The organism is Micromonospora sp. NPDC049139 (genome assembly GCF_055586845.1).
On record NZ_JBVJHK010000002.1, the window covers coordinates 100268 to 113954 of the forward strand.

General features: G+C 73.4%; 19 protein-coding genes. 11 read left to right on the top strand and 8 right to left on the bottom strand.

Features of this window, described 5'->3' with window-relative positions:
- The first annotated feature begins 128 nt into the window (after window positions 1–128).
- The 3 genes from ACZ6Q9_RS04030 (at window position 129) to ACZ6Q9_RS04040 (ending at window position 2221) form a co-directional block, all read left to right on the top strand.
- Window positions 129–1226, top strand: coding sequence for a 3-deoxy-7-phosphoheptulonate synthase (locus ACZ6Q9_RS04030; protein WP_393260848.1), 1098 nt, complete (start codon window positions 129–131; stop codon window positions 1224–1226).
- A 444-nt stretch (window positions 1227–1670) separates the two neighbouring features.
- Window positions 1671–1919: a hypothetical protein gene (locus ACZ6Q9_RS04035; protein WP_393260850.1), complete on the top strand. Its 249-nt coding sequence runs from the start codon at window positions 1671–1673 to the stop codon at window positions 1917–1919.
- Between the two features lie 92 nt (window positions 1920–2011).
- Complete coding sequence (locus tag ACZ6Q9_RS04040) at window positions 2012–2221, top strand: hypothetical protein (protein ID WP_393260853.1); 210 nt, start codon at window positions 2012–2014, stop codon at window positions 2219–2221.
- Between the two features lie 97 nt (window positions 2222–2318).
- Here the strand turns inward: ACZ6Q9_RS04040 and ACZ6Q9_RS04045 are convergent, their stop codons facing one another.
- From ACZ6Q9_RS04045 to ACZ6Q9_RS04055, 3 genes are read right to left on the bottom strand one after another with little or no spacing between them, the layout of a single operon-like run.
- Window positions 2319–2852 carry a DUF1360 domain-containing protein gene (locus ACZ6Q9_RS04045; RefSeq protein WP_393260855.1) on the bottom strand — a complete coding sequence of 178 codons (534 nt, stop codon included), beginning with the start codon at window positions 2850–2852 and terminating at the stop codon, window positions 2319–2321.
- Between the two features lie 37 nt (window positions 2853–2889).
- Window positions 2890–3210 carry a hypothetical protein gene (locus ACZ6Q9_RS04050; RefSeq protein WP_393260858.1) on the bottom strand — a complete coding sequence of 107 codons (321 nt, stop codon included), beginning with the start codon at window positions 3208–3210 and terminating at the stop codon, window positions 2890–2892.
- Window positions 3210–3533 (bottom strand): DUF6158 family protein, encoded by a 324-nt coding sequence (locus ACZ6Q9_RS04055; RefSeq protein ID WP_393260861.1) that lies wholly within the window; start codon window positions 3531–3533, stop codon window positions 3210–3212. The genes ACZ6Q9_RS04050 and ACZ6Q9_RS04055 overlap by 1 nt, the downstream gene beginning before the upstream one ends.
- 122 nt (window positions 3534–3655) lie before the next feature.
- On the opposite strand from ACZ6Q9_RS04055, the gene ACZ6Q9_RS04060 reads away from it, so the two are divergent.
- Together ACZ6Q9_RS04060 and ACZ6Q9_RS04065 are read left to right on the top strand one after the other, a co-directional pair.
- On the top strand, window positions 3656–4072 hold the full coding sequence (locus ACZ6Q9_RS04060; RefSeq protein WP_396827683.1) for a hypothetical protein: 417 nt from the start codon (window positions 3656–3658) through the stop codon (window positions 4070–4072).
- Between the two features lie 26 nt (window positions 4073–4098).
- Window positions 4099–4428, top strand: coding sequence for a DUF3817 domain-containing protein (locus ACZ6Q9_RS04065; protein ID WP_393260866.1), 330 nt, complete (start codon window positions 4099–4101; stop codon window positions 4426–4428).
- Between the two features lie 6 nt (window positions 4429–4434).
- On the opposite strand, the gene ACZ6Q9_RS04070 is transcribed toward ACZ6Q9_RS04065, so the two are convergent.
- The gene (locus ACZ6Q9_RS04070; RefSeq protein ID WP_393260868.1) at window positions 4435–5016 is read right to left on the bottom strand and encodes a DUF6232 family protein; all 582 of its coding nucleotides are present in this window, start codon (window positions 5014–5016) and stop codon (window positions 4435–4437) included.
- Between the two features lie 447 nt (window positions 5017–5463).
- Here ACZ6Q9_RS04070 and ACZ6Q9_RS04075 point away from each other — a divergent pair, with 447 nt between their 5' ends.
- Entirely contained in the window at window positions 5464–6438 is a 975-nt protein-coding gene (locus ACZ6Q9_RS04075) for a C40 family peptidase (RefSeq protein WP_396827686.1), read from the top strand.
- 72 nt (window positions 6439–6510) lie between these two features.
- Here the strand turns inward: ACZ6Q9_RS04075 and ACZ6Q9_RS04080 are convergent, their stop codons facing one another.
- The 3 genes from ACZ6Q9_RS04080 to ACZ6Q9_RS04090 form a co-directional block, all read right to left on the bottom strand.
- Window positions 6511–7500 carry a sigma-70 family RNA polymerase sigma factor gene (locus tag ACZ6Q9_RS04080; protein ID WP_357699892.1) on the bottom strand — a complete coding sequence of 330 codons (990 nt, stop codon included), beginning with the start codon at window positions 7498–7500 and terminating at the stop codon, window positions 6511–6513.
- Between the two features lie 606 nt (window positions 7501–8106).
- The gene (murQ, locus tag ACZ6Q9_RS04085) at window positions 8107–9063 is read right to left on the bottom strand and encodes an N-acetylmuramic acid 6-phosphate etherase (RefSeq protein WP_393451098.1); all 957 of its coding nucleotides are present in this window, start codon (window positions 9061–9063) and stop codon (window positions 8107–8109) included.
- The gene (locus ACZ6Q9_RS04090; RefSeq protein WP_393260876.1) at window positions 9060–9974 is read right to left on the bottom strand and encodes a MurR/RpiR family transcriptional regulator; all 915 of its coding nucleotides are present in this window, start codon (window positions 9972–9974) and stop codon (window positions 9060–9062) included. The genes murQ and ACZ6Q9_RS04090 overlap by 4 nt, the downstream gene beginning before the upstream one ends.
- Before the next feature lie 308 nt (window positions 9975–10282).
- Between ACZ6Q9_RS04090 and ACZ6Q9_RS04095 the strand changes: the two genes are divergently transcribed.
- On the top strand, window positions 10283–10975 hold the full coding sequence (locus ACZ6Q9_RS04095; RefSeq protein ID WP_393260878.1) for an SDR family oxidoreductase: 693 nt from the start codon (window positions 10283–10285) through the stop codon (window positions 10973–10975).
- Window positions 10976–11020: 45 nt separating this feature from the next.
- On the opposite strand, the gene ACZ6Q9_RS04100 is transcribed toward ACZ6Q9_RS04095, so the two are convergent.
- Window positions 11021–11752 (bottom strand): dTMP kinase, encoded by a 732-nt coding sequence (locus ACZ6Q9_RS04100; RefSeq protein WP_396827690.1) that lies wholly within the window; start codon window positions 11750–11752, stop codon window positions 11021–11023.
- Window positions 11753–11853: 101 nt separating this feature from the next.
- Between ACZ6Q9_RS04100 and ACZ6Q9_RS04105 the strand changes: the two genes are divergently transcribed.
- Genes ACZ6Q9_RS04105 through ACZ6Q9_RS04120 form a run of 4 tightly spaced genes read left to right on the top strand, consistent with a single transcriptional unit; the run spans window position 11854 to window position 13684 of the window.
- A complete protein-coding gene (locus tag ACZ6Q9_RS04105; protein ID WP_393260883.1) occupies window positions 11854–12492 on the top strand; it encodes a nucleotidyltransferase in 639 nt (212 codons plus the stop codon).
- A complete protein-coding gene (locus ACZ6Q9_RS04110) occupies window positions 12489–12764 on the top strand; it encodes a hypothetical protein (RefSeq protein WP_350678265.1) in 276 nt (91 codons plus the stop codon). Before ACZ6Q9_RS04105 ends, ACZ6Q9_RS04110 begins: the two co-directional genes overlap by 4 nt.
- A 9-nt stretch (window positions 12765–12773) precedes the next feature.
- Window positions 12774–13550 (top strand): metallophosphoesterase family protein, encoded by a 777-nt coding sequence (locus tag ACZ6Q9_RS04115; protein ID WP_396827693.1) that lies wholly within the window; start codon window positions 12774–12776, stop codon window positions 13548–13550.
- Window positions 13541–13684, top strand: coding sequence for a GPGG-motif small membrane protein (locus ACZ6Q9_RS04120; RefSeq protein WP_018786997.1), 144 nt, complete (start codon window positions 13541–13543; stop codon window positions 13682–13684). The genes ACZ6Q9_RS04115 and ACZ6Q9_RS04120 overlap by 10 nt, the downstream gene beginning before the upstream one ends.
- Window positions 13685–13687 lie beyond the last annotated feature (3 nt).

A 13687-nucleotide genomic window follows, 5' to 3' on the forward strand; every position in this document is an offset into this window, starting at 1 on the left:
GTGACTTCACCATGATCTGACGTCACCGCCATCGAGCCGGCCGGGCAGGAGCTTTCGTTCCTGCCCTTTTGCGTACGAGCAGCCGGCTCGTACCCGGGCACCGGCCCCGGGGCACGGTCGGCGGAAGGATGCCCACCGTGACGACCCCGGAGACCGATCGGGTCAGCGATCAGCGGATCGACCGTGTCGTGCCGCTGACCACCCCGGCCCTGCTGCACCACGAGCTACCCCTGGACGACACGCTCGCCTCGGCCGTGCTGGCCGGTCGGCGCGCCGTCGGCCGGGTGCTGGACCGCGCCGACGACCGCCTGCTGGTGGTGGTCGGCCCGTGCTCGGTGCACGACCCGGCCGCCGCGCTCGACTACGCGCACCGGCTGCGCGTCGCCGCCGACCGGGTCTCCGACGACCTGCTGGTGGTGATGCGGGTCTACTTCGAGAAGCCGCGCTCGACGGTCGGCTGGAAGGGCCTGATCAACGACCCGGGGCTGGACGGCTCCGGTGACGTCAACACCGGCCTGCGTACGGCCCGGGCGCTCCTGCTCGACGTGCTGCGCCTCGGCCTGCCGGTGGGCTGCGAGTTCCTCGACCCGATCACCCCGCAGTACATCGCGGACACGGTGGCGTGGGGCGCGATCGGCGCGCGGACGGTGGAGAGCCAGGTGCACCGGCAGCTCGCCTCCGGCCTGTCGATGCCGATCGGCATGAAGAACCGCCCCGACGGCAGCATCGGCACGGCCGTGGACGCGATCCGCGCCGCCGGCGTGCCGCACGTCTTCCCCGGCATCGACGTCTCCGGCACCCCGGCGATCCTGCACACCCGGGGCAACGCCGACGGACACCTCGTGCTGCGCGGCGGGGGCGGCCGGCCCAACTACGACGCCGAGTCGGTCGCCGGCGCGCTGGAGCTGCTGCGGGCGGCCGGGCTGCCCGAGCGCCTGGTCGTCGACGCGAGCCACGCCAACAGCGGCAAGGACCACCGCAACCAGCCCAGGGTGGCGGCCGACGTGGCCGCCCAGCTCGACGCCGGGCAGCGCGGCATCGTCGGGATCATGCTGGAGAGCTTCCTGCTCCCCGGCCGCCAGGACCTCGACCCGACCCGCGAGCTGACCTACGGCCAGTCGGTCACCGACGCGTGCATCGGCTGGGAGACCACGGAGGAGGTCCTGACCCACCTGGCTGCCGCCGTCCGCACCCGCCGCCGCACCCCCGCCCCCACTCCCGCCTGACCCACCCACCTGACGTTGATCACGAGGTCGGCGGCAGTCGAGGAGATCCACCTCGCCGCCGATCCCGTGGTCGACGCCGGGGAGAGGCAGAAAGGACAGCGCCGCCCCCGGGCCTTGTGGGCTCGGGGGCGGCGCTGGCGTCGGTGTGCAGGTCGCCTCTCGGCGAGTGGCGCGACGCGGCTCCAGCCGGACGGAATTCCGCGAGGGCAATATGGGTGAGGCCCGGGGACACTGGACACACCGACACCTCACTCAACCGGCCCCCCGCCTCCGGTGTTCCGGCCCCGACCATGACCGCCGTCACACCTCCCGCGTCCCAAGCCGGGGACTCGTCCGGGACCGAGGCGCCACCGGTTGCCCCTGCCGTGCTCGGCAGGTCCGGCGCGCGGGGGCCGGCCGGCGTGGTGACGTTTGACCGATTCGGTCGCGGGTAGCTGAGCCGACGTGACCGACGACGCACCCGTGACCGAAGCGCCCCCGACCGAGGCGGCGGAGGAGCCGGACATCCGGCGCCTCGACGACCTGCTCGAGGACCTCTACCGCGGCCAGGAACGGATCAGCCAGGCGGACATCTACCGCCGCGCCGTCTCCGCGGAGCTTCCCGCGCAGCTCCTCACCCGGATCGCCGCGCTGCCCGAGGGCGAGTACGCGGTCGACGAGGCGGCCGACCTGCTCGGCGGATCGGTCACCTGACGACCCCGGCAGCCCGTACGGCCGGCTCGTGGCGTCACGGCGGGCCGGCAGCCTCCCGGCACGGGCGGCCGACGAGGAGTGAGGAGAGCGAGATGTCCCACCACGAGGAGCAGCACAGGAAGCTGCCGGCGCTCGGTCAACCCCCCGAGGGCACGGACACCCTGCCGGAACCCGACTTCGCCAGCGAGCACGACAGGACCGCCGTGGACCGTGAGGTCATCACCGGCGCGGACGAGGACGAGCGGGAGCCGGAGGCGTCCCGGGGCTGGGCCGGCGAGGACCACGGCACGACCCCGACGTGACCGGGGCACCAGCAGGCCCGACCGGTGGGGCGGGACATCGCGGAGGGGGTCGGCACACCGCCGGCCCCCTTCGGGACGTCTCCGTCTCCTCGCGTGCTCAGTCGTCGTGCCCGGGGCCCTCGGCGGCCCGCTGCGCCATCGCGTACGCCATCTGGAGGAAGTCCGAGGCGGCCACGGCGCTCAGCGCGGTCGCGACCAGCCGGGTCAGCCGGGGCGAGAGCACGAGCCCGCCGGTGAGCCCGGTGGCGACCCAGACGGCGAGACAGAACGGGCAGCTCAACAGCTCCCCTATCGCGTGACGGGTGCCGCTCCCCTGGTCGCGGACCTGCTCCATCACCTCGCCGCTGCCGATCGGCCGGTCGTAGCGGGTGAACGGCGCCCGCAGGGGGCTGGTGACCGCGTCCTTGGCCAGCAGCCGGCTGAGCTTGTGCGTCGCGATGCCGAGCAGCACCACGTCGGCCGTGGCGGGACGCTCGGGCACGTGCTGGCCGGTCGCCCTGACCAGCCCCGCGAGCGCCCCGGTCACCGCGGCGTAGGCACCCATCGACACCAGATAGCCGCCGAGTGGCCGGTGCTCGTGCGGCGCGTACGCCCGGCGTAACCGCGCCACCTTCTCCTTCACGTCGGTCACCCCGGTCTCCCTCGGTCCTCGGGTCGGCCGGCCCGGCTCAGCCGGCCTGCAGGTTGTCGGCCACCTCGCGGGCGAGGCTGTCCAGCGCCTCCTCGGCCATCCGGCCGGCGTCCGGCCCGCCGGTCAGGTCGAGCCGCGTCCGGGCGCCGCCCGCCAGGGCCGGGTCCACCCGGATCTCGGCGCACCAGTCCCCGGCGGCGCTCCACCGGGCCCGCAGTTCCTCCGCGCTGACCTCCTCCGCCGGGCTGCCGTCGCCGCGCAGCGGGTCGGGCAGCCAGGCCGACGCCCGGTCGGGGTCGGTAGCGGTGTTGAACACCACCTCCGGGGGCGCGGACATCCCGCGCTCGGCGTGCGCCATCACGCCTCCCGCAGGCGGCTGGGGTCCACCTCTCGCCCGGGGTGCCGGGCGAGGTACTCGGTCTCCAGTTCGGCCGTGCGCCGCAGGTGGTTGGCGAGCGCGGAGTCGGCCGCGTGCCGCAAGGTGTCCAGCCGGGTGCGGTGCAGGCTGTGCATCTCGCGGATCAGGTCCTCGTCTCCCAGCTCGGCCGGGTCGACGCCGAGCAGCTCGCCGTCGACGTCCGCCTCGCCGGAGGCCATGTCGTGGACGTGGTCGCCGTCCCACGCGGGCATCCGCTGCTCCGGGCTCCCGAACTCGTCCTGCCGTATCGATCCGGTCATCATCGCCCCCCTGGTCGTTTTGGGCTGGCGTCTAAACGGATGCCCACACCGGGTGGCACCAAACCATCCCCCCGCACTACGACACCGCGTCGGAGACCGCGGGCCGCCCCGGTACTCTCGATGCCATGAAGCGGCTCTGGACCCCGGCGTGGATCGCACGTCACGTGGCCATGGTCGTGCTGGTCGTCGGGTTCCTGGGGCTGGGCTGGTGGCAGGTCAGCCGGGCCGCCGCCGGCAACGCGATCAGCTGGGGCTACGCGATCGAGTGGCCGATCTTCGCCGGCTTCGTGGTGTTCGTGTGGTGGCGTGAGGTCCGGCACACGCTGCGCGGCCCGCAGGCCCCGGCCGACGAGCCGTCGGCCGCCGCCGGGTCGCGGCCGGCCGACGCCCCGGCGCGTCCGGTCGTACGCCGCCCCGTGCGGGTCGCCCGGGTGCCCGCGGCGGCCACCGACGGCGAGGACGCGGACCTCACCGCCTACAACCGATACCTGAAATGGTTGACCGACAACCCGGGCGCCAAGCCCGGTGACTACCCCGGCTGAGGCCGGGCGCGGAAGGACGGACGAAGGTGGGCGCAGCCCTGACCCGGTACCGCGTGATCGCCTGGATCGTCGGCGTGGCGCTGATCCTGCTGGTCGTCATCGGCATGCCGATGAAGTACGGCTTCGACAACCCGATCCTGGTGGAGACCGTGGGCCAGGCGCACGGCTTCCTCTACATGCTCTACCTGGTGGCCGCCTTCGACCTGTCCCGCCGGGCCGGCTGGCCGCTGAAGCGGATGGTCCTGGTCATGCTGGCCGGCACGGTGCCGTTCGTCTCGTTCTACGCCGAGCGCCGGGTCAGCGACTGGGTGACCGCCGACCGGGCCGAGCGCACCCCGGAGCCGGTGGCCGGCTGAGCCGAGCTACCGGCGGGGCCGCCACGGGTCCACGGAGGCGAGCGGATCCTCCCAGCCGCCGTACCGGTTCATCTCCCGGGCCCGGCGCAGGGCCCGGGTGACCTGGCCGAACTGCCGCTCGTTGTCGCTGCTGAACAGCAGCACCTGCTCGCCGCGCCGCCGGCCCCACAGCTCGTACGCCGGCGGTCGCCACCGGTCCCCCACCACCGCGACCAGCACCGGCAGCAGGAAGACGGCGCCCAGGATGAGGTACGCCCCGGCGGTGAGCCGTTGCAGCCCGCCGGTGAAGCCGAGCAGGAGCCCGACGCCGCCGAGCATCGCGCCCGTGACCACCACGGCGCGGACGGCGACGCGGTCGTGCGGCCCGCGGCTGGTCTCCAGGTGGGTCAGTTCCGTCACCCGCCAACTGTTGCGTCCGACCGTGAACCGGTCGACGGTCACGATGATCCCGGGTCGGGCATAGAGCAGAGTGTTCCGGCCGCCGGTCGCCCCCGGTGACCGCGTCTGTCGTGTTGTGGCGCCTTGAGGATTCACTGCGCTACCTCCCGCGGCTGAGTGCCGGGGTCGGCTCCCGCCGACGGATCGCATCAATGCCGGTCGACGGGATTCCCGGCTCCGCGGTTCATTGTGTGGCGCACGTGCCAGCCGATACGGCGCTTTTCACCCACCCCGGCGGGCGGCCGGCGGCAAGGCCGCCGGGTAGCGGCCTCCATGTCCGTCTTGTCGGTCATAGCGCCCCAGGCTCCGCCGGCATACGCCCAGAACGACGAAAGCCGCGTACCACCCGATCGACGACAACCAGCGGCACCGTCCGGCGACAGCGCACGATCGCCGCCACGTACGCCCACCGGCGCGACCGACACACCCCGCCACTTTGCCAACATTCGCCCCGGCTTCAACTGCGGACGACTCCTGCCCCGGGTTACGTTGTCCGGGCCGGCCGGTCGACCGCCGTCCACCAGGACTGCACCGGCCCGGTGTCGCCGAGGGCCTCAGCAGCCCGCGGCGGCGTGCTGGGAGAGGAGCCTTCCGCTCTTGTCGTCCCTCAGGAACACGCTGCGCGCCCTGGTGGTCGCCGCGGTGACGGCCACGCTGGTCGCGCCCGCGGTGCCGGCCCGGGCCGAACCCACACCCGCCGAGCTGACCCGGCGGATCGAGAAGTCCTCCACCGAGCTGGAGCACGTCGTCGAGGCGTACAACAAGCTCCGCGAGGAGATGAAGGCGAACCAGGCCGCCGTGACCCGGGTGCAGGACCGGATCGGGCCGCTGGAGCAGCAGGCCGAGCGGAGCCGGGCGGACGTCGGCGAGCTGGCGGTGACCGCATACAAGACCGGCAGCCACCTGTCCACCACCGAGGCGCTGCTGCGTCCCGGCGGCTCCGACACCCTGCTGGACCGGCTGCACATGATCGACCGGCTCACCCGGCAGCGGCAGGAGACCATCGCCACCTTCACCAACGACCAGCGCCGCCTGCTCGCCGAGAAGACCCGGCTGGACGTCACGCTCGGTCGGCAGGCCGCCCAGGCCCGCGAGCTGACCGCCGCGAAGAAGCGGATCGAGCGCGACCTGGCCGAGCTCTACGAGCTGCGCCGCCAGGCGTACGGCCGGGCCACCGAGAAGCCGGCCGCCCGGTCCGACAGCGCGGACGGCGCTCCCGCGGTCTCCGGCCGGGCCGGCGTCGCCGTCCGGTACGCCTACGGCGCGCTCGGCAAGCCGTACGTCTGGGGTGCCGACGGACCGAACGGCTACGACTGCTCGGGCCTGACCTCGGCGGCCTGGCGGGCGGCCGGGAAGTCGCTGCCGCACAACGCCCGCATGCAGTGGGGCGCGGTCGCCCACATCAGCAGGGGCGAGCTGCGCCCCGGTGACCTGGTCTTCTACCGAGGGCTCGGGCACGTCGCGCTCTACGTCGGCGGCGGCCAGGTGATCGACGCGCCGAGCGCGGGACGCAACGTGCTCAAGCGGGGCATGAACCTGATGCCCATCCAGGGCTACGGCCGGGTGCGCTGACCGCACCCGCAGACGGCGAACGGCCGGCGTCCCCCTATCGGACGCCGGCCGTTCGCCGTCATTCCTACCAGCTCAGGCTGCCTGCAGCCCCTCCGCGCGGGCCAGCTCGCGGAGCCGGCCGAGCGCCTGGATCTCCAGCTGCCGGATCCGCTCCCGGGAGAGCGAGAACCGCGAGGCCACCTCGGTGAGGGAGTGCTCACGGCCGTCCTCCAGCCCGTAGCGGGCCCGCATGATGCCGGCCGACCGGTCGTCGAGGTGGTTGAGCAGGCCCTCGATCCGCTGCCGCTCCAGGCCGGTGAGGACGATCTCCTCCGGCGACGGGGCGTCGCTGTCGGCCACCAGGTCACCGAGGTTGGTGTCGCCGTCGTCGCCGACCGGGGTGTCCAGCGACACCGTGTCCTGCGACCAGCGGACCAGCTCGTTGACCCGCTCGACGGTGACCCCGAGGGCCGCCGCGATCTGCTCCGGCTCCGGGTCGCTGCCCAGCTCGCGGGTGAGCTGCCGAGCCACGTTGCGCATCCGGTTGACGTCCTCGACCAGGTGCACCGGCAGGCGCACCGTGCGCTCCTGCTGGGCGATCGCCCGGCTGATGGCCTGACGGATCCACCAGGTCGCGTAGGTGGAGAACTTGTAGCCGCGCTCGTAGTCGAACTTCTCGACCGCCCGCACCAGGCCGGTGTTGCCCTCCTGGATCAGGTCCAGCATGGGCATGCCCGAGCGGACGTAGCGGCGGGCGATCGACACAACCAGCCGCAGGTTGGCGCGGATGAACAGGTCCTTGGCCCGCTCACCCTCGGCGACCAGCCGCTCCAGGTCTTCCCGGTCGGCACCGGCGGGGACGCGGTCCTCGCCGAGCAGGTGCTCGGCGTAGAGGCCGGCCTCGATGGCCTTGGAGAGGTCGACCTCCTTGGCGGCGTCCAGCAGTGGCGTCCGGGAGATCTCGTGAAGGTAGACGCCGACCAGGTCGCGCTCCTCGGCAACCTCGTCGGTTCGCATGCCGATGTTCTTGTCCACGTTGCCCACGGTCCCCTCGCTCGCGCCGGTTGCCCGGTTCCTTGCCATCCCCACGTCCATCAGCCCTCCCCCGTAACTTCCGCTGTGCCCACCGGTGCTGACACCTACACAACAGATGAGACGCGTCGGGGATTCCATGTCGTGAGTCGAAAGTGTCACGAATGCCTGATAATCCGCTGAGAGCACGGTCCACGTTTGCTGTCAGCACCCCGTGTGGCGGCGCTCCGATGGGCACCACGCAGGTTCGACGGGTCGACGCGTCGCCGTTTCCCCCGGTCCATGGCAACATCGCCCACCCCGGTGGCACAGCGACCCGGCTCACCGCAGCGCTGCGATCCTGGTCACTGCCAGATACGCGCCCGTGGACCGGTCGGTTCATCCACGCCCGTGGTAATACCCCACCCCCCGATGAACAATCCGCGCCCCGGATCTATGCCCGGCACGTGACGCAGCTCGCACGGAGGGGCGAACGGGAGGCGGTGCGGCGCTGCCCGGGGGGTGGGCCGGCGACGCGAGACGCTGTGACGTGGCGGCGGGCGAGGTGCGGGGTGACTCGGGCAACGGGCTTGGTACGGGCGGCCGGGTGAGGTCAGGGGTGACGCGGGGACGGGATGGAGGCGTGGCTGGGCCGGAGGGCGACGGCGGGCGCCGCGGTCAGGAGGCCAGCAGGGCCAGGGCGCCTCGGACCTGGTCGGCGGAGCGGGCGAGGGCGGCCCGCGCGGCCGACACCTCGGCCCCGGAGACGAGCGAGACCAGCGCGGTCTTCATGTCGCCGTCGGCCTCGCCGAGGGCCCGCCGGCAGATCTCCTCGGAGCAGCCGGTGGCCTCCATCAGGATCGAGATCATCCGGCCACGGAGCTTGGCGTTGGTGGCCACCATGTCGATCATCAGGTTCGAGTAGACCCGACCGAGCCGCACCATGACTGCCGTGGAGAAGGTGTTGAGCACCAGCTTCTGCGCGGTGCCCGCCTTCATCCGGGTCGACCCGGTGACGACCTCGGGTCCGGTGTCCACGCCGATGAAGACGTCCACCGACCGGGCGGCCTCCGCCTCCGGGTTGGCACAGAGCAGCACGGTCGAGGCGCCCTTGGCCCGGGACGCGGCGAGCGCCCCCAGGACGTACGGCGTGCGCCCGCTCGCGGCGAGTCCGACCACGAGGTCGCCGGCGCGTACGCAGTCGGCGGCCTCGGCCGCCCCGCCCCGGTCGTCGTCCTCGGCGTCCTCGACCGCCCGCCACATGGCCTCCGGCCCGCCCGCGATGTGCGCGCAGAACCAGTGCCGGGGCGAGTTGAAGGTGGGGGCGAGCTCGGCGGCGTCGATCACGCCGAGCCGGCCGGAGGTGCCGGCGCCGAAGTAGTGCACCCGGTGCCCGCCGCGCAGCGCGGCCACCGCCAGGTCCACCGTCGCGGCGATCTCGTCCAGGACGTCCGCGACCGCGCCGGGCACCCGCCGGTCCGCCTCGTTGATCACCGAGAGCACGTCCCGCGTCGACATCAGGTCGAGGTCGACGCTGTGTGGATTGCGCCGCTCCGTCGGCGCGCCGACCCGGATCACCGGACGGGCCGCCATCGGGGTGGTCACGTCCTGCGGTTCCACCGCGCCGGCCGTCATGCCCGCCTCCGTCCCGAGCCGACCCGGTGCGACTGGACTGCCTCCGCGGTCGCCTCGAGGGCCTTGCGGGCCCGCGACCGGTTACGCGCCGCCACCCCGACGAAGAGGCAGTCGACGACGGTGAGCTGGGCGAGCCGGCTCGCCATCGCGCCGGAACGGTAGGTGGTCTCGCGGGCCGCGGTGGTGAGCACGAAGTCGGCGACCTCGGTGATCGGCGAGCGGGGGAAGTTGGTCAGCGCCACCGTGGCGGCGCCCCGGGCCCGGGCCTGCTCCAGCACCTCGACCACGTCTGAGGTGGTGCCGGTGTGCGAGATGCCGACCGCGACGTCACCCCGACCGAGCAGCGCGGCCGACGTCAGCGCGGTGTGCACGTCCGGGAAGTAGAAGGCGGTGCGGCCGATCCGGTGCAGCTTCTGCTGGAAGTCCGAGGCGACGAAGCCGCTGGCGCCGGCACCGTAGACGTCGATCCGGCCCGCGCCCGCGATGGCCTCGACGACCTGCTCGCAGATCGCCGGGTCGAGCTGCTCGGCCGTCTCCTCGACGGCGCGCGCGTCGTTGAACGCTATGGTGGCGATGATCTGGGCGAGGTCGGCGCCGGGCGGGATGTCACCGCCGACGACCCGGGCGTCCGGCGGCTCGACCCGGCGGGCGGCCTCGGCGGCGAGCCGGATCCGCAGCTGTGGGTAGCCGTCCATGCCGACCGACCGGCAGAACCGGATGACGGTCGCCTCGGATGTCTCGGCGGCGGTGGCGAGGTCGGTGATGGTCCGACGCGCGGCGCCGGCCGGGTCGGCGACGACCAGCCGGGCGACCCGCTGCTCAGCCGGCGACAACGACGGGAGCAGGCCGCTGATGTGGACGATCAGTCCACCCGGCTCGTGACTCGCAGAAATCTTCGGACTCTTCGCCACGGATGAAACTTACTTTCATGAGGCGTGAGCGTCAACCATGACTCCACGTGTTGGGGAAAACACCGCCCGCCGGGACCGCCGGATCTGCTCAGGGTGCCACTCCCCCGGTGCCGTCGCCTCCCCCGGGAGGGCGGCCCGGCCCTGCCGGTCGGCCGCCGTCGGCCACCGTCTCCGAAAAGACCATGCCACCTCTCCGCCTTCCGCGATGCCCCGTCACCGCGGCGGCGCCTGGGCCCGGGCGCCCCACGCCTCCGGGACGACCTCCCGGCGGGCGGCGCCGGGGCCGGGCCGGCACTAGCGTGTGGCGCATGGCGGATCGCAGTGTGCTGGTCACCGGCGGAACGGGCGGACTGGGCGGGGCGGTCACGGCCGCCTTCCTCGACGCGGGGTGGCGGGTGGTCGTACCCGGGCGGGAGCGACCGCCGGCGACGGAGCCGGCGGCGGGCGCTCCGGTCCGGCTGGTCGCGGACCTCACCGACCCGGCCGACGCGGAGCGGGCGGTCGCCGCGGCCGCCGACGATCCCGCGGCGCCGCTGCGGGCGGTGGTCAACCTCGTCGGCGGGTACGCCGGCGGCGGGCTGGTGCACGAGACCCCGGTCGAGGAGTTCGACCGGATGCTGACGGTGAACCTGCGACCGACCTGGCTGGTGACCCGGGCGGCGCTGCCGCGCCTGGTCGCGGCCGGCGGTGGCGCGGTGGTCTGCGTGTCCTCCCGTGCGGCCGTCGCCCCCTTCCCCGGCGCCGCCGGCTACGTGACCGCCAAGGCAGCCGTGCTCGCCTTCGCGAACGCGGTGGCCGTGGAGTACCGGGCGGCCGGGGTGCGCTGCAACACGGTGCTGCCGAGCGTCATCGACACCCCGGCGAACCGCGCGGCCCAGCCCACCGCCGACCACTCGCGCTGGGTCACGCCGGCCGAGATCGCGCCGGTGGTCCGTTTCCTCGCCTCCGACGAGTCGGCGCCGACCAGCGGCGCGAGCATCCCGGTCTACGGCCGCGCCTGACCGCCCGGTCGCCCGCGTCCAGTCGGCCGGTCAGGCCCGGCGGGGTCAGCCGGCCAGGCGGCCCGCCGCGACCGGCTCCACGGCCGGCGCGGCCACGACGGCGGGGCCGGCCACCGCGTGGGACGGGCCGTCGCGCCCGTCGGCGGCGTCGAGCCAGCCGGCGAGGTGGCCCCTGATCTGCCGGGACACCTCCTCCGGCGGGCGCCCGGCGTCGACCACCACGAAGGTCGGATGCTCCGGCAGCGCCCGGTACGCGGCGTCCGCGGCGGTCAGGTACCGCATGCTCTCGTGGTCGGTGCCGCGCTGCTCGATCCGCCGGTACGCCTCGGCCGGGTCGACGGTCAGCAGGAAGGTCAGCTGCGGCCGCGGAAAGACCCGGTAGCCCACCCGGGCGAGCCGCTCCCAGCGCTGGCCCCCGTGGGCGCGGATGCTCGCGTACTGGCAGGCGGAGTAGCGGTCCATGACCGCGATCCGGCCCGTGGCCAGGCAGCCGAGCAGGGCGGCGGCGATGGCGAGCCAGCGCAGCACGGACTCCACGGCGAGCAGGCCGCCGCGCCCGACGAGACGCTGGGCGTCCGGCCGGCCGAGGCGGTGCGCGATGCGGCCGAGCCAGCGGCGCCCGCCCGCGTTGCGGTGATAGGTGGCGGGGTGTCCCGCCGCGGTGAGCGCGTCGGCGAGCCGGTGCGCCTGGGTGGTCTTGCCCGAGCCGTCGATGCCGATCAGGGCGACGGCGCGCAATCGGGCCCTGCCGCGCCGTGCCTCCGGTGATCTGGACACCCTGCACAGGCTATCCGACTCGCGCTCGCATTGCCGGAGATTTGTACCGTCTGCTCCCGGTTGACCCCACCCGCGCCTCCTGCCAGGTGTGGCCCCCCGGGATGCCGGGTACCGGAGTTGGATCAGCCGCCTACCACCATCGACGGGAGACGCCAATGGCCGAGCGCGGGGACGAGAGCCTGGTGCACACGCTGAAGAAGGTCGCCGCCGTGCTCAAGCAGGAAGAGATTCCCTTCGCGCTCGGCGGCAGCTTCGCCGTGTACGCCCACGGCGGCCACTCCAGCGAGCACGACGTCGACTTCCTCATCCGGGAGGTCGACGTGGAACGCGCCCTGGAGGCCCTGGTCGCGGCGGGTTTCACGGCCGAGCGCCCGCCCGAGGACTGGCTGGTCAAGGTCTTCGACGACGGGCGGATGGTCGACCTCATCCACCGGCCCATCGAGACGCCGGTGACCGAGGAGACGTTCGCCGACACGATGGTCCGGCCGGTCGACGCGATCCACATGCCGGTGCTCTCGGCCACCCAGTTGATGGTGCACAAGCTGCTCAGCTTCTCGCAGCACTACTGCGACTTCGCCCGGGGCCTGCCGCTCGCCCGTTCGTTGCGGGAGCAGATCGACTGGGAACGGGTACGCAAGGAGACGCAGCACTCGCCGTACGCGGAGGCGTTCCTGGTGCTGCTGGACCGGCTGGACGTGGTGCCGTACTCCGGCACCCCGCAGGGAGAGGGGACACCGTGACCGAGCACCGCGACGTCGCCACCGGGCCGCCCGACGAGTACGTCGAGGCGGAGGTGCACCGGCTGCTCACCGAGGACCCGGACGTGGCCGAGCAGGGGATCACCGTGGTCCGCCGGGAACGCGGCCTCGTGCTGTACGGCGAGGTGGAGAGCCCGCACCGGCGGGAGGAGATCCTGCGCCGGGTGGCCGAGCGCTTCCCGGACGTGCCGATCACCAGCGACATCGGAGTGATCCGCGCGCAGGCGCCCACGGAGATCGAGCAACTGCCCTGAGGAGGTGCCATGGTGATCCGGATCGCCGCCGTGGGCGACGTGCATCTGGACGAGGACGTGGTCGGCCGGTTCCGGCCGGCGCTGGAGGAGCTGCCCGAGCACGCCGACGTGCTGCTGCTCGCCGGTGACCTGACCCGGCACGGGACGGAGTCGGAGGCCCGGTGCGTGGCCACCGAGTTCGGCGGACTGGGCGTGCCGGTGGTGACCGTGCTCGGCAACCACGACCACCAGTGCGACCAGGTGCCGCAGGTGGTCACGGTGCTGGAGGACGCCGGGATCAGGGTCCTGGAGGGCGACGGCGTCGTGCTGGACTGCGCCGGCGGCCGGCTGGGCGTCGCCGGGGTGAAGGGGTTCGGCGGCGGGTTCGCCGGGCGCTGCGCCAGCGACTTCGGCGAGCCGGAGATGAAGGCGTTCGTCCGGACCACCACGGGGAGCGCGGACGCGCTGGCCGCGGCGCTGCGGGGGCTGGACTGCGACGTGCTGGTGGCGCTCACCCACTACTCGCCGGTGCCGGACACGCTCGCCGGCGAGCCGCTGGAGATCTACCCGTTCCTGGGGTCGTACCAACTCGGTCAGGCGATCGACTCGGCACCGACCGCGCTGGCGCTGCACGGGCACGCGCACGCCGGGACCGAGCGGGGCACCACGCCGGGCGGGGTACGCGTCCGCAACGTCGCCCACCCCGTGATCAAGCAGGCCTACAGCGTCTTCCACCTGGGCGACCACCTCGATCAACTGGAGGTTTCCCGCGTCGGCGGCTCGGGTATCCAGCAACCATGGAGCTGATTCTCTGGATTCTCGCAGTCGTACTCGTGGTCGCCGGCATCCTCGCGCTGTTCCGCCGGCAGATCCTGTGGGGCATCGTCCTCATCGTGGTGGGCCTGCTGGTCGGGCCGGGTGGTGTGAGCATCTTCAGTTGACGT

Excerpts from the sequence above, each read along its gene's own strand:
- murQ (WP_393451098.1), bottom strand. The coding sequence starts at position 9,063 with ATGACGGCCGGCGCGGTGGAACCGCAGGACGTGACCACCCCGATGGCG.
- ACZ6Q9_RS04030 (WP_393260848.1), top strand. The coding sequence starts at position 129 with ATGCCCACCGTGACGACCCCGGAGACCGATCGGGTCAGCGATCAGCGG.
- ACZ6Q9_RS04120 (WP_018786997.1), top strand. The coding sequence starts at position 13,541 with ATGGAGCTGATTCTCTGGATTCTCGCAGTCGTACTCGTGGTCGCCGGC.
- ACZ6Q9_RS04105 (WP_393260883.1), top strand. The coding sequence starts at position 11,854 with ATGCCGGGTACCGGAGTTGGATCAGCCGCCTACCACCATCGACGGGAG.
- ACZ6Q9_RS04095 (WP_393260878.1), top strand. The coding sequence starts at position 10,283 with ATGGCGGATCGCAGTGTGCTGGTCACCGGCGGAACGGGCGGACTGGGC.
- ACZ6Q9_RS04115 (WP_396827693.1), top strand. The coding sequence starts at position 12,774 with ATGGTGATCCGGATCGCCGCCGTGGGCGACGTGCATCTGGACGAGGAC.
- ACZ6Q9_RS04055 (WP_393260861.1), bottom strand. The coding sequence starts at position 3,533 with ATGATGACCGGATCGATACGGCAGGACGAGTTCGGGAGCCCGGAGCAG.
- ACZ6Q9_RS04070 (WP_393260868.1), bottom strand. The coding sequence starts at position 5,016 with ATGCGATCCGTCGGCGGGAGCCGACCCCGGCACTCAGCCGCGGGAGGT.
- ACZ6Q9_RS04080 (WP_357699892.1), bottom strand. The coding sequence starts at position 7,500 with ATGGCAAGGAACCGGGCAACCGGCGCGAGCGAGGGGACCGTGGGCAAC.
- ACZ6Q9_RS04060 (WP_396827683.1), top strand. The coding sequence starts at position 3,656 with ATGAAGCGGCTCTGGACCCCGGCGTGGATCGCACGTCACGTGGCCATG.
- ACZ6Q9_RS04050 (WP_393260858.1), bottom strand. The coding sequence starts at position 3,210 with ATGGCGCACGCCGAGCGCGGGATGTCCGCGCCCCCGGAGGTGGTGTTC.
- ACZ6Q9_RS04040 (WP_393260853.1), top strand. The coding sequence starts at position 2,012 with ATGTCCCACCACGAGGAGCAGCACAGGAAGCTGCCGGCGCTCGGTCAA.